The organism is Panacagrimonas perspica (assembly GCF_004364935.1).
GTDB classification, from domain to species: domain Bacteria; phylum Pseudomonadota; class Gammaproteobacteria; order Nevskiales; family Nevskiaceae; genus Panacagrimonas; species Panacagrimonas perspica.
Genome location: NZ_SOBT01000008.1, coordinates 1,202,290 through 1,221,910, shown reverse-complemented (window position 1 = coordinate 1,221,910; position 19,621 = coordinate 1,202,290). Strand labels below are relative to the sequence as shown.

The window sequence follows — 19,621 nt, the reverse complement described above, 5'->3', positions numbered from 1 at the left end:
CTCAGCCGGACTGCTTCCGGGCTCGCAGAAAGTTCAGCCGCCGAGAGGGCACGCGAACATCAGTCAGTAATACTCGCCACGAGGCGCATTTCGTACGTCGTATTCTTTCTGGATCTGCGCATACACCGCGACGGTAGGACTCGGCCAGTAGCCGAGCTTCGGCCCGATGGCGAACTTGCGCGTCCTGCGGTCTTCGATGACCCGACCTGACGGTCGGTCGTCCTCGACTTGCACCGTCTTGCATCGAACGGGCGGGCTTGCGCCTTTGCGTTAGCCTCTCTTCGGACGCTCGGTCACGAACGTCTACGTACCGCGGGCATCAACCTTCGCTCGCCGCGATGTGAAGCTGCAGGCCATCGAACGCCTCGACCATCTGCACCTGGCAGCTCAAGCGCGAGGTGGGACGCTTCTCCATGCTGTAGTCCAGCAGCGTCATCTCGTCGGGTCCCGCGGACCCGACTCGTTCGATCCAGCGTTCGTCGATGTGCACATGGCAGGTCGCGCAGGCGCAGTTGCCGCCGCACAGGGCCTCGACGTCGCCGTGTTCGCGAAGCGCTTCCATCAGCGGTACTCCGACTTCCGCTTCGAGCGTGGATGACACGCCCTTGCGGTTGGTCACGTGAATCACAGGCATCGCGCAGACCCCGGCCGGAGATTCAGAGGGTCTCTTCGGTGAGAATCCGGACCGTGTCCGGCCAGGGGGCGTTGGGTACGCGAGCCCCTCCCTGGACTTCCACGGCCATCGAGGCCTGGGCCAGCGACAGCACCAGGCGCATCAGGCGGGCTTCCGGACCGGGCATGTCGCGCAACGGGAAGTCGGCGAGGTGTTTCATCGCATCGTCGGCGCGCGGCAGCATCGCATCGTAGAAGCGGCGGACCTCGTCGAACGTGGTGTCGCAGCGCTGGTAGCGGCGCTCGTTCTGTCCCGCCACGGCCCAGTAGGACACGAAGGGCTCGATGTCCTCGAAGCCGGCGGGCAGGGCTCGCTCGCCCGGTGGCACGGTCGCGACGTTCCTCATGCGCAGTTCTCCAGCGCCGGCTCGGGCACGGTGTCGCTGTCAGCCCACGCACAGCGCTTCATCGCTTCCTCCAGCGTCTCGGACTGCTCGAACTCCTCGTGCACCTTGAGCATCCGCCGGATGAGCACCTCGTGCTCCTGCAGCACCATCTCGTTCTTCACGCGTGCCGCGACGCCCTTGTGCGTCCGCTCGACGTTCGCAAGATCTTCCAGAACGACGTCGGCCAAGCGCGCGATGTAGTGCTCCTGGTGGAACGCTTCGCGCACCGTCTTCGGCTCTGGCACGAAGAAGCGCATCTCGTAGCGCGAACTGTCCTGCGTGATCGGCCAGATCTCGTGCGTCCAGAAGCCGCCGCCGGCCACGTCGAGGTGGAAGTTCGGAAAGATCTCGTTGATGTCCATCGACCAGGTCGGGGACTTGCCCGGGTTGACGCTGCGATGCGAACGCAGGTCGGCCGTGTCCTCGCTCTGGTTGGCCGCCAGCACGTTCTCGGACACCATGCCCGAGTAGGCGAGCTTCTCGACCAGCGCGGCTTCTTCGGGTTTGTAGTCCGGATTACCGAACAGCGAGATGGACTGGTGCGGCCCGAAGAACTCGGCGTTCTGCAGATGCGCCAGCGGGTTGCTCTTGTTCGAGAACGTCGGGCCGATCGTCTTCGAGTGCAGCACGGGGATGTGATACGCCTCGCTGAACGCGTCGATCAGAAACTTCCAGTTGCACTTCAGGTGGGCCTGGATCTTGATCGAGCGATGTGCGTTCGGATATGGAATGCCGGACAGGAAATTGCCCATCGACCCGAGATACTCGCGCAGCGTCATGCGGTTCTCGGGGTTGAGATTGATGAAGATCCAGCCGTCCCAGACATCGCAGTGCACCGTGTCCAGGCCGCACTTCTTCTTGTCGACGCCGAAGAACATCTTCTCGTCGCTGATGGCCAGCAGCTTGCCGTCGTTGCCGTACGTCCAGTTGTGGTACGGGCAGCGGAACATCGTCTTGCGCGAACCTTTGGAGTCCCAGACCACCTGGTTGCCGCGATGCGAGCAGATGTTGTGGAAGGCGCGGACAGCGCCACTGGCCTGCCGCGTGATCAGGATCGACGCGTTGCAGATCTCCACTTCCTTGACGATGTAGTCGCCGGCGTTGGGCAGGTCTTCGACGCGCCCCATGATCAGCCAGGTCCGCCGGAAGATCTTCTCGCGTTCCAGCTCGAAGTACGCCTGCGAGCGGTAGGGCTCGAACGAGAGCGGCTCCGTGCCCAGGCCCGCCGCCTGTGTGAAGTTCGTACGCATGACTCCTCCGTTCTTCGTTCGGGTGATCGGCAACGTGCCGGCATCCGTATAATTAGAACGCATGCTAAAACGGCTTATAGAGCATGGCAACGGCCGCCCGTCGGCGGGCGAATGCGGCAAGCTTCGCGCTGGCGCCCACCCAGGGCGGTCGTGCCCGAGGACCATGTCGAAGCAAACACCGGTGGTTTGGCCAGCTGCGCGCGAGCAGCAGAAGGAGGGGCGGCGCGAAGCGATCCTCACGGCCGCGGAAGCGCTCGTCCGGGAAACGGGATCGACGGATTTCTCGGTCGGCATGCTCGCGCTGCGCGCCGACGTCAGCGTGGCGACGCTCTACAACCTGATCGGTTCGAAAGGGACGATCCTGTACGCGCTGCTGAACCGGACGATGGATCAGCTCGAAGCCGCGACGCGCGTGCCCCTCGCGGAGGGGCCGTACGGCCAGGCGCTCGCTGCGGCCGAAGCGGTGGCGCGGGTGTACACCAGCGACTCGGACTACCTGCGCCCGCTGTGGCGATTCGAGCTCGGCGTATTCGAACCGGAGCATCGGCCGTTGCTGATGAACCGGGCACTGAAGTTCTGGGCCGGCCGGCTGAAAGCGCTGGAGGATGCGAAGCGCCTTCCCAAGGGGATCGGACTGTTCGACCTCGCCCGGGAATACCAGATCTTCTTTGCCGGCGTACTCGACCTGTGGGTGCAGAAGGAACTGAGCGACGAGCGCTTCGGTGTGCAGGTCCGCTATGGAATCCTGCTGCGGCTCCTGGCTCTGGGAGATCCACCGGAACGCGAGCGGCTGATGAAGGAGCTGCGCAAGGCGCATCGGGAGCTGCGCGCATTCGAGGGTGCGCCGGACGCGTAAGGAGATCGCGCCGTGCCGCGGATCGCGACCAGTCCTGACAAGTTCTTTACGTCAGGTGGCGCAGACTTCGAGGCATTCGACGGAGAAACGAAGATGACGCCAAAGAAAACGTTCGAGAGCCGTGTGCTGCCGGAACTTCAGCCCGGTCTCGACTTCTTCAAGATCGCTTTCGGCGTCATCCGTGATTTCGATCGCGGCAGCATGGATGCCATCCGCGCCCATCTCGACCCGTACTTCGAAGCGGGAGTAGCTGCGGCTCCGCGATACGACGACATCGCCATCACCGAGCGCACCGTCGAGTCGACGGACGGGCAGGGCGCGCTGAAGCTTCGGCTCTATCACCCGAAGTCCGCGCAGGGATTGCTGCCGTGCCTGTACTGGATCCACGGCGGCGGAATGGTGGTCGGCGCCACGCGTTATGACGATCCCGACTGTTCCCACTACGCGCGGGAGCTGAACTGCATCGTCGTCTCGGTCGAGTATCGGCTGGCCCCGGAGCATCCGTATCCGGAAGGCGTGGAAGATTGCTACCAAGGCTTGAAGTGGCTTGCGGGCGCAGCGGCCTCGGTCGGCGTGGATCCCGCTCGAATCGCGGTCGGCGGGCGCAGCGGCGGCGGCATCCTGGCAGCGGCCACGGTGCTGATCGCGCGGGACCGCGGCGGCCCCGCGATCTGCTACCAGCTCCTGATCTACCCGATGCTCGACGACCGCAACCTCACCCCGTCGGCCGTCGAATTCGCGGACGTCCCCAGTTGGGGAGGTCGCATGAACATCGCTGCATGGAAGGCTGTTCTCGGCGCGCGTGCGGGGACGGCGGACGTTCCGTATCACGCAGCGCCCGCCAGGGCGACCGACCTCAGCGGCCTGCCGCCGGCCTTGATGCAGGTGGGCGAGCTCGAAGTGTTCCGGGATGAATGCATCGACTACGCCAGCCGCCTGCTGAAGGCAGGCGTCCCCTGCGAGCTCCACGTCCATCCTGGGTGTTATCACGCGAGCGACATGTTCAACCCTGGAGCTCCCAGCACGCGTCGCATGTCGAACGAGCGCATATCCGCACTCCAGCGGGCGTTTGCCGTGACCTGATCGGCCTGGCGTGCGGCGCGGGCCGCGCGTCAGATCAACGCACCGTTCCGTCACCCGCACGCGGAGTTCAGCCATGACCGACATTTCGAGCACGCTGGGCCAGGTTCACGCAGAGCCCACCTACATTGCGCCGCTGCTGCAGGAGATCGCCGCGCAGGCGGCCGAGGCGGACAGGACGCGATCCCTGGCTCCCGGTCTGATCGCCCGGATCAAGCAGAACGACATCATGCGTCTGTCGGCGAGCCCGGAGATCGGCGGGCTGAACGGGAGCATCGTGAAGATCGCCGACGAGCTTCGCGCGATCGCTCCGCGCTGCGGCTCGACGGCATGGTGCCTGTGGAATCACCTGGTGACGTTCCACCATTTCGCCGGCCTGCTGGGCCCCGCTCATCTCGGATTCCTGCGGGAAGCCGTCTCCAGGCGGCAGTGGTTCTGCTTCCCGGCCGGCGCGTCGTCGGAAGTCGTGGGGCTTGAGAGCGATGGCACGGTCACCCTCAAGGGCAAGGCTGCGTTCGGATCGGGCGGACGCTACGCGGACTGGGCGGGCGTCGTCTTCGCGACGCCGGGCCAGGAGACGTTCCGATTCACGGTGGCCGATCTGCACCAACCGCAGGTTCGCATCGACGAGACCTGGAACGGCATGAGCCTGCGTGCCTCCGCCACGGACGACATCCATTACGAAGAGCTGCAGGTTCCCGCCACGCGGGTCGCGCCCTGGCCGCTGCGCCATCGAGAGCATCTGCGCGATCCAAATTACCCGGTGGTCGGTGCACGCTATCGCGAGGACTGGGTGGGTCTGACGGTGATGTTCCTCGGCGCCATGGCGGCCGGAGTGGCGGAGGCATCGCTGGGCGAGACGGCATCCGCGATCCGGGATCGCATCGCCATCTTCGGCACCAAAATGGCCGATCGCCCGACGATTCACGTCAACCTCGGACGCGCCCGTGCACTCGTCAACGCGGCGATCGACACGGCGTATGCCGCAATGAGGGAGACCGACGCCCGTATCGAAGCGGGCGTACCGCCGACGGAAGCCGATTACTTCCGGCAGACCGGCGCCGGCATGCAGGCCGTCACGATGTGCGAGGAAGCCATGAAGCTGATCCTGCGCGTCCTGGGCGGCAACGGCCTGCGCGAAGGCACGGTGTTCGAGCGGCGCTACCGGGATTTCCAGGCGATGCCGCTGCATATCCTCGGGCACGTCGATCGCATCACCGAGCAGACCGGACGCATCGCGCTCGGCCTGCCATCGCAGAATCCGCTGTGAGGGGCCCCTATAGATTCAGGGCTTGAGCACGATCTTGATCGCACCATCGAGCCGCTCGCCCATCATCTTGTAGGCCAGCGGTGCTTCGGACAGCGGCATCGTGTGGCTCAGCAGCGGCGTCGGGTCGAGTTTGCCGTCGGCGATCAGCTTCATCACGCGCGGCTGATATCGACGGATCGGCGGCACCAAGCAGGGCTCGAGCGTGATGTGCGCGAGCGAGGCAGGGCCGATCGGAATCTGTTCCTTCGGATCGATGTAGCCGAGCATCTTCAGCACGCCGCGCGGGCGCACCAGCGGATAGGCCAGGTTGACCGATCCGATTTTGCCGACGGTGTCGGTGGCGATGTCGGCGCCGCGACCGCCCGTCTGCGACTTCACCGCGTCGACCGGATCCTGCTGGTCGAAGTTGATCGGGATCGCGCCGAGTTTGGCCGCAATGGCGAGCCGGTTCTCGTGGTGATCGATCGCGAAGATCGGCCCGGCGCCAAGCAGTCGCGCGCACATCACGGAAGCCAGTCCCACCGGACCGCAGCCCAGGATCGCCACCGACGAGCCGCCACGCATGCCTTCGAAGCTGGCGAAGACGCCGGTCAGGACGTCGGGCAGCACGGTGGCGTGTTCGTCGGAGACGCGATCGTCGAGTGCGAGCAGCGTGCGATCGGCGTTCGGCACGCAGACCAACTCGGCCTGGCCACCGCCCAGCGATCCCCAGTGCTTGCCCAGACCGAAGGCCGTGAGCTTCTCGCAATGCGTGATGTGGTCGCGCTCGCAGTAGTAGCAGTGGCCGCAATGCGTGGAGAACGGCGACACGACACGCTGTCCCTTCTTGAAATTGTGCACCGCCTTGCCGACTTCCTCGACGACGCCGGCGAATTCGTGCCCCATCGCGTCGCCGGCCTCGTAGCCGAACATGTCGTTCATCGTGCCCCAGTAGAGGCGCACGTCGGTTCCGCAGATCGACGCCGCCTTCACCCGCACCAGGACGTCGGTATCGTTGCGCAGCTTCGGCTCGTCGATGTTCTCGACGTTGATCTTGCCCTTGCCGCCGTAGATCACTGCCTTCATGGAACGCTCCTTCTTTCGCCAGACGCCGAATCGTCGGCCACTCGTTGCCGGTTTACACCACCGCCATCCATCGAAACCATTAGGAGGATTCCGAAGGGGCCGACCCGCTGCAGCAGATCGCGCTCTTCCCGATACCGAGTCGTGGTACACGGGGCGGACGGGCAATCAAAGAGGCGCCGGATTCCGGGCATCCCGAGTACGCGCGCGATGCAACGAATCTCCGAGCAGAAGCAGGAAGCGATGGATGGGACGCGATGAGAAGTGACGGACAGGGAGTCCAGGCGCTGGCCGGCATCAAGGTCCTGGATCTGTCGCGCGTGCTCGCCGGACCCTGGTGCACGCAGATCCTCGGCGACTTCGGCGCGGACATCCTCAAGGTGGAGCCGCCCGGCAGCGGCGACGACACGCGCACATGGGGGCCGCCGAATCTTCCGGGCGAAGACGGCCAGGACGGCGTCGGCGAGAGCGCCTATTACCTGTCGTGCAACCGGAACAAGCGATCCGCCGTCATCAATCTGGCGACACAGGAAGGGGCCGATCTCATCCGGCGTCTTGCGGCGCATGCCGACGTGGTCGTGGAGAACTTCAAGGCCGGCGGCCTGAAGAAGTACGGCCTGGCCTACGAAGACCTGAAGCGCGTGAATCCGCGCCTCGTCTATTGCTCGATCACGGGCTTTGGCCAGAGCGGCCCCAACTCCGATCGGCCGGGCTACGACTTCATCGCCCAGGCGATGGGCGGAATGATGAGCGTCACCGGCGAGAAGGACGGGCCGCCGACCAAGCCCGGCGTGGCGATGGCGGATCTGTCGACCGGGATGTACGCCGCGGTCAGCATTCTGGTCGCCTTGCGTCACGCCGAGCGCACGGGCGAGGGGCAGCACATCGACTGCTCGTTGTTCGACACGCAGATCACGATGCTGGCCAACCAGGGGCTGAGTTATCTGGTCAGCGGGGCGTCCCCCGGCCGCATGGGAAATACCCATCCCGCGGTCGTGCCGTACCAGGTGTTCGATGCCAGCGACGGACCGGTCGTCGTCGCGGTGGGCAACAACACGCAGTTCGTTGCGCTGTGTTCCGCGCTCGGAATGGACGGCTTTGCGCAGGACGCGCGCTTTCTGACGAATCGCCTGCGCGTGATCAACCGGGAAGCGCTGGTGGACGCGCTGGGCGACGTCATCCGCAAGCGGACCGTGGCCGAGCTGGTGTCCACGCTGTCGGGCCGCAACGTTCCGTGCGGACCGGTCAACACGGTGGCCCAGGCGTTCTCCGAGCCGATGATCGCCGCGCGCGGCACGGTCCATCATTTCGTAAGAGAAGACGGCGTCAGGATCCCGTCCGTGTCCTATCCCGGCGCCTTGTCGCGAACGCCCTCTCGCTTCTCGCGGATGCCGCCTCGCCTGGGCGAGCACACGATCGAGGTTCTGGAAGACTGGCTCGGCATCGGCCGCGACGAGGTGGAGGCGCTGATGCGATCGGGCGCGGTGACGGACCGGGGAACAGCGTGAGCGACGCACGGCGTCATCGGCGACGAGATGTGCTGCCTGCGCGCAGCACTCGCGTGCGCGTCGTCGAGTGACACGACGAACGAAGGGAGCACGAGGCTCCCTTCGTTTTCGCGAGCCCGCATCAGCCGTGCGTGTGCTTGCGGATGAAGTCTCCCATCCTGACGATCGCTGCTCGCCCTTCGTCGAGACGCGCCGCGAAGATCTGGAAGACGTGCACCTGCCCGGGTTCGATTTCCAGCGTCACGTCGACGCCGGCTTGCCTGGCCCGCTCCGCGATGCGTCGGCTGTCATCGAGCAAGGTCTCGCGGTCGCCCACCTGGATCAGCAAGGGCGGCAAACCCTTCAGGTCGCCGTACAGCGGTGACACGAGCGGATCTCGCAGGTTCGCGCCCGGTGCGTAGAGATCCGAAAGCTTGCGCGTGAACGCCTTGTGGACCATCGGATCCACATCCGCCTTCGTGATGAAGGTCTCGCCGGTGCATTCCATGTCCGTCCACGGCGATAGCGGGACCGCGCAGGCCGGTAACGGCAACTGGTGCTGGCGAATCGAGAAAAGGGAGGTGAACACGAGATTGCCTCCCGCGGAGTCGCCCGCAATGGCGATCTGCTCCGGCTTGAAACCCGAATCCAGGAGCCAGCGGTAGGCGGCGCGAGCATCGTCTAGCGGGGAACGGATTCTCCGGCGCCAATCGATAGTCCAGCAGGATGACCGGCGATTGCGCGGCCTGCGAAAGGTATTCGCCGAGATCCTGGTGCGACGTCGGGGATCCGAAGATATAGCCGCCTCCGTGGTAGTACAGCACCACGCGGTTCGTTTGGGCGCCTTTGGCGGTGACACGCAGGGCGGGGACACCGCCCGCATCGATCTTCTCGATTTTCGCGCCGACGTCGCAGCGGCTCTTCGAGAACACCTCGTCCCATTCGCGCCGCATCTGCGCCAGGGACACGTCGCCCCAGGTGCTGAAGACAGCCTGCAGGTCGTTGATGATGACGTCGAGCTGCTGTTGCGACATGTCGGGCTCCGGCGGCCGGTGCGATAGGGGCTCTGCGACGCGAGGTCGATTCCGCGTCACGGCGAAGCCCGAATCTCCCAAGCAAGCCCCGCTGCGTCTTGGCTCGACCTGTCGGCTGCGATGCGCCGTCAGCGGCCGGTGCGTGACCGGGGATTGGGGCTCTCGGGAAGAAGCCGTTACGATCCGTCCGTCATCAACGATGATCGACGACCGGAGAGCGATTCATGTCAGAGGACGAGAGCGCGATAACGAAAGCCGTGTGGACGTATCTCGATGGCCTTCACCATGGTGACGCGGAGAAGCTCGCCAGCGTGTTTCATCCCACCAGCGCGTTGACGTACGAGAAGGGGGGCGCACTCCAGATCCTTCCCCGCGATCAATGGCTCAGCGACGTCAGGGCACGCAAGTCCCCCGCCGAGAGAGGGCTGGCGCGACACGATTCGATTCTCCAGATCGATATCGCGTCCGAAGGAATGGCGTTCGTAAAACTAAACTGCGCGATCCCGCCATCGTTCTTCACCGATTACCTGTCGTTCCTGAAGATCGAAGGGCAATGGACCGTCGTCCAGAAAGTGTTCAGGACGGACGTACGGCACTGAGTGCTTGATCGCGCGACGATGACCTGATCGCGATTCCTCGATCGGGAGATCCTCCGGACCGGACATCCTCGCGCTCGCCCGAGCAAGCCCTTCGACGGAGATTCCGTTCATCGACCCAGGCGCGCCAGCACGCCGTCGCCGATCACCTCGGTCGTGAATCCGGCCCGTTTCAGACGGACGCTGACTTCCTGCGGCACATCGCGCCCGCTGGTCAGCCGATTCGGTGAACCGGTGTAGTGAAACAATCGGCCACGCGGGCGAAGAACCCGCGCCACGTGGTCATAGAACGCCTGCGAATACAGTTCACCCGCAATCCCGAAGCGCGGCGGGTCGTGCAGAACCGCATCGACCGAGGCAGCGGGCAGCGTCGCAATGCTTTCGGACACGTCGCCGAGCCGCAGATCCAGTCGTGGATCATCGGACCCCGGAGACCATGGATTGACGGTGCGAAGCCACAGCACGTCCGGATTCTTCTCGAAGGACTGTACGCGCTCGGCGTCGCCGGCCAGGCACCAGTGCGCGAAGTAGCCCAGTCCGCCGCAAGTGTCGAGCACGGTCTTCCCGCGCGGCTCGATCAGCCGCACTTTCGCGGCGGCGTCTTCGAAGGGCGAGATCTTCGATGTCGGCAACATCTTGATGCCGTCGATCTCGAACGTCGGCGGCCCCCAATCGGTCGGCACCAGTTTGAGCAGCGACGTGCCGAAACGGGAGACCACCTCGAAGGATTCGCCATCCCAGTGATAGATCGTGCGGTCCTTGCATCGCTGCGGGAACGGGTAGGGCGCCCCATCGGCGTGCCAACGGTCCGGGTCGACGCGCACCGGATGCATCGAACGTCCGAGGTCGAGGGACACGTCCAGCCGTTCGTGCCCTGCGTCGCGCGCCTTCACCAGCGCGTCGTAAACAGGCAGTGTCAACAACGGCCATCCGGGCTTGTGCATGGGGAATCTCGAAAGGGTGCGCAAGCCTAAGCGGTCTGATTCGAGAGCGCCGGTCGATGTACCTCAGGCGTGGGCCTGCATCGGGACAGGGCCAGGTGCTGGCTGATCCCGCGCGGCGAGCCGGCACGGGAGGCGCGTCTGCTCGTGGACGGACCCGTCCCGCTTGCGGGGGTATCGAGCGCGTTTTTTCAAGCGGCTTTTCCGCGACCATTCCCGCTCGATCGCCTGATAGGCTCAGGTGAACGGATCCGGGCCCGGGGAGGCTCTTTTCAAATGAGCGAAGCAGCGTGAGCGGCGCGCACGAAAGACGTGCCGCACGGGCTCGGAGTGCACCGACCAGTGGCCGGGCGCTCATGGTGCTGTTCGCGACTGCCACCGGCGCCGTGAGTGCGGACGATCTGGTGGCGACGCCCGGTCTGACGGTCGAGGGCACCGCCTTCGTCCTGCAACGTCCGGATCAGCGACCGCTGAAAGGCGTCGAACTGCAGGGCATGACCGTGAACGTCGTGATCGGCGGCAAGGCCGAGGCGGTACGCCTGGTGCGGATTTCGCCTGACCCTGACGACACCGAAATCCTTCGTCACGAGTTCGAACGCAGGGACGTGAGCGGGCAGTGGCACAGCGCCTGCGAGCCCAATTTCGAAGGTGAGACCTGGGGAATCCCGGTCGGCCCAGGCGCAGGGCAGGCGAGCCATACGGGCGCGGTCAGCCTGACCTGCTCTTCCGGCGCCATCGCCAAGTGCATCCGCTACGGCTACAAGCCCTGGGGTCTTGGCCACAACGGCGAGAATCTCGCGCCTTACTTCGCAGCCTGTGTCCGCATGATCCGCGCCGACTATGCCGGTGACGGCTCGCCGCACACCAAGCCCGGCACCTTCATCAAATTCCACGACGCCGCCGTTCGCTGGCAACAGGAGGCAGCACCGTCAGCGGATTACGTCTTCGAGGCCGGCTGGTCGCCGGATGGCGCGGTGTGCGTGGCGCATGTCCGCTGGCCCGAATACGGCACGCGGGAGACGATCCTGGCCAGCAGCCCGGACCTCGCGCGACGGTCGGTGGTGTGCACGGAGGCGTCCGCGAAGGCGGACGGCGCATTGATCTTCAGCGCGTCGCGGGTGTCGCCACGGGTAGGTCGATGAGGTAGCCCTAGGGCAGATGGGGGCCAGCGCGACACCTCGCGACGCCTTCACGCGACGCCTTCAATCGTATGCGCGACGGTTTGCTCGCGACGGCTGGGTGAATGCGAGAATCCGTCCCGCATTTCACCCAGACCAATGACAGCCCCGCATGGATACCCGAGTCGCCGTCGACTTTCTCGATCACGTCGCCCACGTTCGGCTGGTACGCCCGGAGCGCCTCAACGCCATCGACGTCGTGCTGCTGGAACAGCTCGTCGAAACGGGCGATCGCGTCGCCGGCCTGCCGGGCCTGCGTGCGATCGTGCTGTCCGGCGAAGGGCGCGGGTTCTGCTCGGGCATCGACACCAGCACGCTGGCGATCAAGCCGGGCGAGAAGTTTCCCATCGACATCGCCACTCCGATTCGCGGTGCCGCCAATCTTGCGCAGTACGCGGTGACGCAGTGGCGCGACGCGCCGGTGCCGGTGATCGCTGCGATCCATGGCTTCGCATTCGGCGGCGGCTTTCAGCTGCCGCTGGCGACCGACATGCGGATCGTGCATCCCGACACCAAGCTGTCGCTGATGGAACTCAAGTGGGGCCTGATCCCGGACATGGGCGGTATGGCCTTGCTCAAGCCGATGCTGCGACCCGATGTGCTCGCGGACCTGCTCTACACGGCACGGGTGTTCGATGGACGCGAGGCGCTCGCCATCGGCATCGCGACGCGCCTCGCGGAGGATCCGGTCAAGGCCGCGCTGGACATGGCCCGCGAGATCGCCGGGCGCAGCCCGGACGCCGTGCGAGCCGCCAAGCGCCTGATGCGGATCGGTAACGACGAGCTCGATGGCCGGATCCTGCGTGCGGAAGCCCGTGAGCAGCTCGCGATGTTCGCCAGCGCCAACCATGCAGAGGCGGTGGCTGCGGGAATGGCCAAGCGGGCGCCGGACTTTCGCGATTGAACGGCGCTCCGGGCCCGCTGAATGTTCCGGATCGCTCCACGCTGATGAGCGCCAGCTTCCGCGTGCTCGGCGCCACATCGCATCAGAGGGCACCGGCGAGCCTCGATCGCGTACAGGCCTAGAAGAACACGAAGGACCGGACGACGACGTTCTTGCGGCACCGGGCATCGGCGGGCGCGGTGGGGTCGGTACACGCCGTGTGAAACGACCAGCGCGAGACGGAACCATCGGTCACCGAGTCGTAGCACTTGAGCATCGAGACTTCATTGCGCTTCTGCCGGGGCAGCCAATACCACTCGTGCGTAGGACGATGGGTGAAGAGCGTGGTCTCACCGACCCGATCGTCGTAGATGCGGTAGCTGGTGATATACGGCTGGTCTGCGAACGAGGGCCAGGCACACAGCACGAACGGAAACTGTTCGACGGTCTCCATCGGCTTGGCGAGATTGATCGACATGAATCGCCGCGACATCTTCCTGTCCGCTTCTGCGGCGGTGTAATGCTGCGTGCGCCCGAAGTTGCGCAGGTTCCGCGTGAGCAATTCCCGGCATCGCACACGCCCGCTGTTGTCGTTGAGGTCGTTGTGAACGATGTTGGCGTATCGGGCTTGCACACCCGGATTCTTGTTGTCCTGGTCTTCCGTGCGATCGCCGGTGTAGTCCTTGTCGAAGCAATCGTGGTTGTAGACCAGCGCATCGGTCGCGCCCGGAAAGAAGTCGAGCAGCAGCTTCTCGATCTCGGGGTAGTACACCCGCTCGACCTCGGCCGCGTCGTAGAAATTCGAACACTTCGATTCGAGGTGAGCGAGCGAGACGCCAAGCCGATCCATGCACGCGGGGCTGTTTGGAGAGAGTCCCGGGTAGTACTCGCCGATGCGTCGTGCGTCACGCAGGACCTGCGGAAAGTAGAGCTCCGGTCGGGGCTTGTTGAGCTCGTCGCGCGTCCCCAGGATCGCCGCCACGTCGGCCCGCGACGGGTCTCGCCAGACCGCATTCGACGGAACGACGCTGTAGCCCGGGCGCTCATGGATGGAGTAACGCAGCGGCACTGCCACTCCGCCGTCGGGGACCTTGAGTCCGCTGGCCCTGATATGCCGGAGGCATTCGTCGTAATCGCGAAATCCCAGACCCCAGCGAGTCTCGATCGGGCCGGGAGGCGCCTTGTCGATCTGCTCGATCAGACGCCGCTCTTCGTCTCCCGCGATCTCGGCGAGAGCATCCTGGAGCGCCAGCGTGGTTCCGGCGTCTCCGTTACGGTCGAAGGCCATGTAGGACAGGCCGCCGTGCGCCGCGATCGGCGCAGGCTGCCCGGCGGTGCGCTCGAGCGGCGGGACAAAGGGTTGCCGCGAGGTCCGGCTGTCCGAGACTGCAGCTTCGTGCGCGTCAGCGAGGGTCATGGCGAAATTCCGATTGGCTTGTCCGTCGGTGACGCCAGATTGCATTCAAGCCCTTCGCTCGACCAGCAAGCCGCGGGAATATCGTTAGGCCGATGCAGGACGCAGGTGGGCCCAAGTGCGGCCGGAAGCGGATTTCCCCAAGCCGCGGCTCCCGGCTCGAACCGGGGGTCGTTTGCACGGCGAAGGACGAGCCGCCAAAGAATCCAGAGCGGAAGATCGAGCGTCGACGATAGCCGCTCGCAGGCCGCCCGTTCCGGCTTCGCAACGGCTCCACGATGATCGTGGAGTCGTCGCTCCGCAGACCTGCGCGACGATTAGCTGACCTGCCTCAGTTCGGCTCTTCGATCAGAACGAAGGTCGAATGGATGGCTTCGTCCCGGAGCGGGATCAGCGCCTGGTAGGCGGGCGAGTTGTACCAGGCCTTGGCAGCATCGACCGAAGCGAACTTCACGATAAGGCACGAGTGGGCATCGACCGCGCCGGCGAGGACTTCCGCAAGCTTGCCGCGGCCGACGACGCTGCCGCCGGCGGGCCCGATCGTGGGTCCGGCCTTCGCTGAATACTCCTGTGCCTTGCCGGCGTCCTGGACCTTCGCGAATCCGATGAAGTAAGCAGCCATGATTGAATTTCCTTGATGGTTGGAAAAGGGGCCGTCGATCGCCATTGCGGTGATCAGATGACCCCGACAGGATGCGCCGAACGTGCGCGCGAATAACGATGCGATAATTCCAAAGACTCAGAACCTGTGGGTTTGGAATCGTGAATCTTCTCGCCGATATGGAGATGTTCGTTCGGGTCGTCGAGTGCGGCAGCTTCGCAGCCGCGGCCGACGCGAGCAGCGTGTCGGCCACGATGGTGGCCAAGCGCATTCGCAACATCGAGCAGCGATTGGGCGCACGCCTTCTTCACAGGACGACACGACGCCAGCAGTTGTCGGAAGCGGGGCAGCTCTATTACGAACGAAGCAAGCAGTTATTGAGAGATGCTGCCGTTGCCGAGAGCTCCGTGTCCGAATTGCAGTCGACGCCCAGAGGGCTGTTGCGTATCGCTGCCCCCGTGAGTTTTGGGAGCTATTGCCTCGTCCCGGCGTTGGCCGATTACATGGCGGCCCACGCGGATGTTCGCGTCGATCTCACGCTGGATAACGCGACGCCCAGGTTTTCGAAGGGCAATTACGAGCTCGTCATCCACATTGGTGAAGTCGATGCGCCGGGGATCGTGGTCCGTCCGCTCAAACCGTACCGCCGGACGCTGGCAGCCGCTCCCGGTTATCTGAAGCGCCATGGTGTGCCCAAACGCCCGGAGCAACTCGCCGACCACGAATGTCTGGGACTGACCTACTGGCAGCGCCGTGATCGCTGGCGCTTGGTCGGCCCCCGAGGTGAGATATGCGATGTGCCGGTACGGGGGCGTTTGACTGCGAACCACGGCGAAGCGGTGCGGGCCGCTGCGGTCCAGGGTCTGGGCATCGCCTTGCAGCCCGAAGCGACATTGGCGAACGATCTTGCGACGGGCCGCCTTGTGCCGGTGCTGCCGGCATGGTCACTGGCCCCATCGCCGATGTACCTCGCCTACACACAGGATCGCCGGCCGACCGCCAAGCTCCGGAGCGCGATCGACTTCCTGATGGAGCGATTCGGAACCTGAGGCCATGCTGCCTGAAACATCGCCGAACCGTTCCCGGCGAAGACGGCGTCACGAAAAGTAGCGCCTGTTTCCTGGACGCTCGACGAGCGTCGACGTGCCGCGGCGCCAAGGTGGACCGTCCGATCCGGCCGGCTATTCCAGCTCGTTCAGCAATGCGCGGGCTTCCTTCAGATCCGGCGTGTCGAAACCTTCGACGAACCATTCGTAGACAGGTTGCAGGAGATCGCGTGCCCGCGTCCGTCGGTCCTGCTGCTGCCACAGGCGGGCGAGGCGGGTGGTCGCACGCAGTTCGAAGGACTTCGTCTGTTGAGCCCGCGCGATCGCGATGGCTTCCAGAAAACTTTTCTCCGCCTGGTCGTGGTGGTCGGCGTGCGTCGCGAGCCACCACTGGCCCCGGACGCGATGACTCTCGGCCAGCCACAACTTGAGATCGCGCTGCGCGGCGGTGAACGCACCGTCGAGCGAGACGCCGGCTTGCGCGAGCCTGCCGGCGGCCAGTTGCCGTTCCGCGATCATGACGTAGTGAAACGGATCCCAGGTGACCACGCCGGTCGACTGCCAGGCCGCCTGGTAGCGGGCGAATTCCTGGAAGTGCTCTTCGGAATCAGGGTTGCGCATCAGCTGCGCCAGCGGAAGGATGGTTCGGGCCCACATCTGGTACTGCACGTCGTTGTAGCGCTGCGTGCTTGCGATCGCCGCATCGCAGGCATCGAGCAGCGGCTCAGCTTCGCGTCGCATCAGCAGCACGCTGGTCAGGACCAGGCTTTCCGCGACGCAGATCACGAACGGCTGTCCCGTGGCCTGCGCGTTGGCGACCACCTCCTTGGCCAGCGCAAGCGCCTGGTCCGGATAGCCCATGCTCCAGCGCGTCCACACCATCACCGTCAGGGCATTCGTCAGCGGGTCACGCCGATGCAGCTGGCGGCGCGCGGCGGGAGCAGCGGTCTCCAGGATGGTCGCCGCGTCGGATGCCAGCCTCGACGCTTCGAGATAACGGCCTCGCCAGATTTCGCACACGCCGATCCAGCCGACGCCGGTTCCTTCGGCGGCGCTGCTGCCGATCGTGCGTCCCAGCTCGGCGAGGGTCTGGCTCGCGTCCACCGCTGACTCGAAATCGCCGCGATAGCCGTTGGAGAAGGCCAGATGGAGCAGCGATTGCACCCGCAGTTCGGCGTCTGGAACCTGCGGCTGCAGCTCACGAAGCCGGCGCAGGACCTGCACGACATCCGCATGGGCGTATCCCCGGGTCGTGTACAGGCAAGGCACCAGGACGAGCAGCAATGCCAATTCGATCCGGTTGCGTTCGTCGCCGTCAGGGAACTGCTCCAGCAGCGCCCTCGCACGCAGCGTATACGCGAGCGCTTCGTGATCGGCCGAGCTCCTCAGAGACGCGTCGGCGGCGCGCTTGAAGTATTCGACGGCCAGCAGGATCTGCCCGGCGCGTTCGAAGTGCTGCGCCACTTCGGCGGGTGCCGCCTTGCAGCGATCGGGGTGATGCGCATGGAGCGTCGCGGCAATGGTGCCGTGAAGCCTCTGCTTGCTCGTATTGAGCAGCGAGTTGTAGGCCGCATCCTGGATCAAGGCATGCTTGAACTGGTAACGGGCCTGCGGCGGCTCACCGTTCTGGTAAAGGAGCTCCGCGTCGACCAGGCGGTGAAGCAGGTCGCGCAGATCCTGATCGTCGAAGCCGGCCACTTCGGCGAGCAGCGCGAAGTCGCATTCCCGCCCGATGACTGCCGCGACCTGCGCGAGGCGCTTCGCCCGGCCAAGACGGTCGAGGCGCGCCATCAGGGAATCCTGCAAGGTCTCTGGAATCGTGAGCGTGTCGAGCGTGCCCGTCAGGTCGAGCGCCTCGTCGCCCATCACCAGTTGGCCGGATTCGAGCAACTGCTTGGCGATTTCCTCGATGAACAGCGGGACACCGTTGGCGTGACGCTGGACCTTGCGGATCAGCTCGGGCGGCAACCGACGCTGCCCCGCGAGATCGGACAGCATCTCGCCGGCATGGACATCGTCGAGCGGCGGCAAGCCGTGCGTGGAAAGGTGGGCCGCCGCCGGCCAGGGCGGCTTGAATTCGGGCCGGGCGGTCATCACCACCATCAGGCTTGCATCGGCCATCCGCTCCAGCAGCCGGGACAGCAGTTCGAGCGTGGTGGCATCCACCCAGTGCAGATCCTCGATAGCCAGCAGCAGCGGCTGCTGCCTCGCCAGCGCGATGAACCAGGCACAGAGGACATCGATCGTCTTGCGACGGATCAGCTCGGAACCATAGGGGAGCCGGCCTTCGGCGAGTTCCAGGTTCAGCAGGGGAGCCAGCAACTGCAAAGCCTCCACGCTGAGCAGACCCGCACCGTCCAGGCCTGTCTTCAGGCGCTCGATCCTGATGCGCTCGCTATCGTCGTCCTTGAATGCCAGGCCGCGCTGCAGCAGTTCGACGATCGGACCATAGGCACTGTTGCGAGTCGTCGCGGATGCGCGGCATTCCAGCCAGGTATGGGACGTGTCCCGGACCTGCTCGCGCAGGGTCAGCAACATGCGGGATTTGCCCAGACCAGGATCGGCGACGATCAGGATCCCTTGTCCTTGCCCTTGTTGCGCAAGCGCCCACCGTTCGAGTGCATCGGCGAGCTCGGTCTGGCGACCCGCCAGCGCAGTGAGGCGGTGCGCGGCATCCAGCCGGCTGCGCACGCCGCTGGGCCGGATCACTTCGTAGAGCTGCAGCGGCTTTTCGATCCCTTTGAGCGGAAGCAATTCCAGTGCGCGAACGATGAAGAGTCCCGACACGAGCCTCTGCGTCGCAGCGCTGATGACGATCGCGCCGGGCTCGGCGGCCGACTGGATCCGTGCGGCGACATTGGTGGTGAGCCCCGTCGCGTTGATTCCCCTGTGGCCGCTGGACGATCGCATCTGGCCCACCACCACCGGCCCCGAGTGGATGCCGATTCGGGCTTTCAGCGGCAGAGGCGACTCGAGCGCGGACAGTGCGATCAGCAGGTCGCATGCGCAGCGCACCGCTCTTTCGGCGTCGTCGTCACGCGCGGAGGGATAACCAAAGAAGATCAGCAGGCCGTCTCCCATGACATGCGCCAGCAGTCCTTCGTGCCGCTGAACGACCGCCTCGGCGCAGTCCTGATACGCGAGCATGGTCTCGTGCAGGACTTCCGGATCGAGTTGCTCGGACATGGCGGTGGAACCCACCAGGTCGCAGAACACGATGGAGAGATGCCGGCGTTCGGCCTCTTGAGGGTGGAACGCGGGTCGTTTTGAATCGTCCACGATGCTCCGGCCGCAAGGTGCCCCAATGCGTTGTTCCTGGGAGACGGCGAACTCGAAAGAGTTCGATTGCAGTGTATCCGCCCGGCCGTGGTGGCGGAATTGGCGGCCCAGGACGGCAGGGGGCTCGTGGCGGATGGGTCTGGCGCCCGGCAACGACGAAAGCCCGGACCGCTTCGGGCCCGGGCTGGAGAGGCTCGCGTCGTTGACTCGCCCTGGCGATGCACCGAGGGTGTCGAACGGTTGCGGTGGACAAGAGCGCGAGGGTCAGACCTCGCCAGTTGGCGTCACCGATGATGACGCGACAGGCTTCCAGGACGGCGCAGTTGAAATGGAAGAACACGCGCCGACCCCGTTCGATGCTCGCACCGTGATCGCAGAAGCATGGTGTCTGCATCAAGACGGTATCGCTACCGGCAGCGAACAAGTCTTCCGGAAGCTTCCCGCGGAGCGCCTGTTCCGATTGGGCCGATGCATTGGGCAAGCCGAAGAGATTGCCCGCAGGTTCGCGAGCGGCAAACCGCTCGGCGTCGAAGGGGTCGTAGAGATTCCCTGAAATATCTTCTCACGCTCGTTCATCAAGGCCATT

At 65.1% G+C, this 19,621-nt stretch carries 20 protein-coding genes and 1 pseudogene; 11 read left to right on the top strand and 10 right to left on the bottom strand.

The features are described 5' to 3' along the window. Positions 1-63 precede the first annotated feature (63 nt). The 4 genes from DFR24_RS25310 to DFR24_RS05485 all read right to left on the bottom strand — a co-directional run bounded on the left by DFR24_RS25310 (position 64) and on the right by DFR24_RS05485 (position 2,308). The gene (locus DFR24_RS25310) at positions 64-234 is read right to left on the bottom strand and encodes a transporter (protein ID WP_133880305.1); all 171 of its coding nucleotides are present in this window, start codon (positions 232-234) and stop codon (positions 64-66) included. A gap of 85 nt (positions 235-319) precedes the next feature. Further along, the gene (locus DFR24_RS05495) at positions 320-634 is read right to left on the bottom strand and encodes a 2Fe-2S iron-sulfur cluster-binding protein (protein ID WP_133880304.1); all 315 of its coding nucleotides are present in this window, start codon (positions 632-634) and stop codon (positions 320-322) included. 22 nt (positions 635-656) lie between these two features. Next, complete coding sequence (locus tag DFR24_RS05490) at positions 657-1,019, bottom strand: hypothetical protein (protein ID WP_133880303.1); 363 nt, start codon at positions 1,017-1,019, stop codon at positions 657-659. Continuing rightward, entirely contained in the window at positions 1,016-2,308 is a 1,293-nt protein-coding gene (locus DFR24_RS05485; RefSeq protein ID WP_162851063.1) for an aromatic ring-hydroxylating oxygenase subunit alpha, read from the bottom strand. The genes DFR24_RS05490 and DFR24_RS05485 overlap by 4 nt, the downstream gene beginning before the upstream one ends. A gap of 163 nt (positions 2,309-2,471) precedes the next feature. Between DFR24_RS05485 and DFR24_RS05480 the strand changes: the two genes are divergently transcribed. The 3 genes from DFR24_RS05480 (at position 2,472) to DFR24_RS05470 (ending at position 5,514) form a co-directional block, all read left to right on the top strand. Beyond that, on the top strand, positions 2,472-3,164 hold the full coding sequence (locus tag DFR24_RS05480) for a TetR/AcrR family transcriptional regulator (protein ID WP_162851062.1): 693 nt from the start codon (positions 2,472-2,474) through the stop codon (positions 3,162-3,164). 93 nt (positions 3,165-3,257) lie between these two features. Further along, on the top strand, positions 3,258-4,247 hold the full coding sequence (locus DFR24_RS05475) for an alpha/beta hydrolase (RefSeq protein ID WP_133880300.1): 990 nt from the start codon (positions 3,258-3,260) through the stop codon (positions 4,245-4,247). 73 nt (positions 4,248-4,320) lie between these two features. Then, entirely contained in the window at positions 4,321-5,514 is a 1,194-nt protein-coding gene (locus DFR24_RS05470; RefSeq protein WP_133880299.1) for an acyl-CoA dehydrogenase family protein, read from the top strand. A 15-nt stretch (positions 5,515-5,529) separates the two neighbouring features. Here the strand turns inward: DFR24_RS05470 and DFR24_RS05465 are convergent, their stop codons facing one another. Continuing rightward, the gene (locus tag DFR24_RS05465; protein ID WP_133880298.1) at positions 5,530-6,579 is read right to left on the bottom strand and encodes a zinc-dependent alcohol dehydrogenase; all 1,050 of its coding nucleotides are present in this window, start codon (positions 6,577-6,579) and stop codon (positions 5,530-5,532) included. Positions 6,580-6,833: 254 nt separating this feature from the next. Between DFR24_RS05465 and DFR24_RS05460 the strand changes: the two genes are divergently transcribed. Then, positions 6,834-8,084: a CaiB/BaiF CoA transferase family protein gene (locus tag DFR24_RS05460; protein ID WP_133880297.1), complete on the top strand. Its 1,251-nt coding sequence runs from the start codon at positions 6,834-6,836 to the stop codon at positions 8,082-8,084. A gap of 121 nt (positions 8,085-8,205) precedes the next feature. Here DFR24_RS05460 and DFR24_RS05455 read toward each other — a convergent pair. Continuing rightward, a pseudogene (locus DFR24_RS05455) lies at positions 8,206-8,887 on the bottom strand (alpha/beta hydrolase). Between DFR24_RS05455 and DFR24_RS24860 the strand changes: the two are divergent. Both DFR24_RS24860 and DFR24_RS05450 read left to right on the top strand, forming a co-directional pair. Beyond that, positions 8,801-9,124: a hypothetical protein gene (locus DFR24_RS24860; RefSeq protein WP_246051629.1), complete on the top strand. Its 324-nt coding sequence runs from the start codon at positions 8,801-8,803 to the stop codon at positions 9,122-9,124. The pseudogene DFR24_RS05455 and the gene DFR24_RS24860 sit on opposite strands and share 87 nt — an antisense overlap. A gap of 197 nt (positions 9,125-9,321) precedes the next feature. After that, positions 9,322-9,696, top strand: coding sequence for a nuclear transport factor 2 family protein (locus tag DFR24_RS05450; protein WP_133880295.1), 375 nt, complete (start codon positions 9,322-9,324; stop codon positions 9,694-9,696). 107 nt (positions 9,697-9,803) lie between these two features. Here DFR24_RS05450 and DFR24_RS05445 read toward each other — a convergent pair whose 3' ends face one another. After that, entirely contained in the window at positions 9,804-10,637 is an 834-nt protein-coding gene (locus DFR24_RS05445; RefSeq protein WP_133880294.1) for a class I SAM-dependent methyltransferase, read from the bottom strand. Between the two features lie 353 nt (positions 10,638-10,990). On the opposite strand from DFR24_RS05445, the gene DFR24_RS05440 reads away from it, so the two are divergent. The 3 genes from DFR24_RS05440 to DFR24_RS25135 all read left to right on the top strand — a co-directional run bounded on the left by DFR24_RS05440 (position 10,991) and on the right by DFR24_RS25135 (position 12,838). After that, on the top strand, positions 10,991-11,776 hold the full coding sequence (locus DFR24_RS05440; RefSeq protein WP_133880293.1) for an ADYC domain-containing protein: 786 nt from the start codon (positions 10,991-10,993) through the stop codon (positions 11,774-11,776). 148 nt (positions 11,777-11,924) lie between these two features. Beyond that, positions 11,925-12,716 carry a crotonase/enoyl-CoA hydratase family protein gene (locus DFR24_RS05435; protein ID WP_133880292.1) on the top strand — a complete coding sequence of 264 codons (792 nt, stop codon included), beginning with the start codon at positions 11,925-11,927 and terminating at the stop codon, positions 12,714-12,716. Further along, on the top strand, positions 12,713-12,838 hold the full coding sequence (locus DFR24_RS25135; RefSeq protein WP_281280144.1) for a hypothetical protein: 126 nt from the start codon (positions 12,713-12,715) through the stop codon (positions 12,836-12,838). The genes DFR24_RS05435 and DFR24_RS25135 overlap by 4 nt, the downstream gene beginning before the upstream one ends. Here DFR24_RS25135 and DFR24_RS05430 read toward each other — a convergent pair. Further along, positions 12,835-14,112 (bottom strand): CmcJ/NvfI family oxidoreductase, encoded by a 1,278-nt coding sequence (locus tag DFR24_RS05430; protein ID WP_133880291.1) that lies wholly within the window; start codon positions 14,110-14,112, stop codon positions 12,835-12,837. The two genes, DFR24_RS25135 and DFR24_RS05430, sit on opposite strands and share 4 nt — an antisense overlap. Before the next feature lie 328 nt (positions 14,113-14,440). Then, on the bottom strand, positions 14,441-14,776 hold the full coding sequence (locus DFR24_RS05425; RefSeq protein ID WP_133880290.1) for a DUF1330 domain-containing protein: 336 nt from the start codon (positions 14,774-14,776) through the stop codon (positions 14,441-14,443). A gap of 95 nt (positions 14,777-14,871) precedes the next feature. Here DFR24_RS05425 and DFR24_RS05420 point away from each other — a divergent pair, with 95 nt between their 5' ends. Further along, positions 14,872-15,759 carry a LysR family transcriptional regulator gene (locus DFR24_RS05420; protein ID WP_162851060.1) on the top strand — a complete coding sequence of 296 codons (888 nt, stop codon included), beginning with the start codon at positions 14,872-14,874 and terminating at the stop codon, positions 15,757-15,759. A 132-nt stretch (positions 15,760-15,891) separates the two neighbouring features. Here DFR24_RS05420 and DFR24_RS05415 read toward each other — a convergent pair whose 3' ends face one another. Beyond that, a complete protein-coding gene (locus DFR24_RS05415; protein WP_162851059.1) occupies positions 15,892-19,035 on the bottom strand; it encodes an adenylate/guanylate cyclase domain-containing protein in 3,144 nt (1,047 codons plus the stop codon). A 133-nt stretch (positions 19,036-19,168) separates the two neighbouring features. Between DFR24_RS05415 and DFR24_RS05410 the strand changes: the two genes are divergently transcribed. Continuing rightward, positions 19,169-19,588 (top strand): hypothetical protein, encoded by a 420-nt coding sequence (locus DFR24_RS05410; RefSeq protein ID WP_133880288.1) that lies wholly within the window; start codon positions 19,169-19,171, stop codon positions 19,586-19,588. Positions 19,589-19,621: the final 33 nt, after the last annotated feature.

Coding starts and splice junctions, on each gene's coding strand:
- DFR24_RS05470 (WP_133880299.1), top strand. CDS start 4,321: ATGACCGACATTTCGAGCACGCTGGGCCAGGTTCACGCAGAGCCCACC.
- DFR24_RS05495 (WP_133880304.1), bottom strand. CDS start 634: ATGCCTGTGATTCACGTGACCAACCGCAAGGGCGTGTCATCCACGCTC.
- DFR24_RS05410 (WP_133880288.1), top strand. CDS start 19,169: ATGGGTCTGGCGCCCGGCAACGACGAAAGCCCGGACCGCTTCGGGCCC.
- DFR24_RS05430 (WP_133880291.1), bottom strand. CDS start 14,112: ATGACCCTCGCTGACGCGCACGAAGCTGCAGTCTCGGACAGCCGGACC.
- DFR24_RS05490 (WP_133880303.1), bottom strand. CDS start 1,019: ATGAGGAACGTCGCGACCGTGCCACCGGGCGAGCGAGCCCTGCCCGCC.
- DFR24_RS05485 (WP_162851063.1), bottom strand. CDS start 2,308: ATGCGTACGAACTTCACACAGGCGGCGGGCCTGGGCACGGAGCCGCTC.
- DFR24_RS05445 (WP_133880294.1), bottom strand. CDS start 10,637: ATGCACAAGCCCGGATGGCCGTTGTTGACACTGCCTGTTTACGACGCG.
- DFR24_RS05480 (WP_162851062.1), top strand. CDS start 2,472: ATGTCGAAGCAAACACCGGTGGTTTGGCCAGCTGCGCGCGAGCAGCAG.
- DFR24_RS05465 (WP_133880298.1), bottom strand. CDS start 6,579: ATGAAGGCAGTGATCTACGGCGGCAAGGGCAAGATCAACGTCGAGAAC.
- DFR24_RS05450 (WP_133880295.1), top strand. CDS start 9,322: ATGTCAGAGGACGAGAGCGCGATAACGAAAGCCGTGTGGACGTATCTC.
- DFR24_RS05460 (WP_133880297.1), top strand. CDS start 6,834: ATGAGAAGTGACGGACAGGGAGTCCAGGCGCTGGCCGGCATCAAGGTC.
- DFR24_RS05440 (WP_133880293.1), top strand. CDS start 10,991: ATGGTGCTGTTCGCGACTGCCACCGGCGCCGTGAGTGCGGACGATCTG.
- DFR24_RS05475 (WP_133880300.1), top strand. CDS start 3,258: ATGACGCCAAAGAAAACGTTCGAGAGCCGTGTGCTGCCGGAACTTCAG.
- DFR24_RS05435 (WP_133880292.1), top strand. CDS start 11,925: ATGGATACCCGAGTCGCCGTCGACTTTCTCGATCACGTCGCCCACGTT.
- DFR24_RS05425 (WP_133880290.1), bottom strand. CDS start 14,776: ATGGCGATCGACGGCCCCTTTTCCAACCATCAAGGAAATTCAATCATG.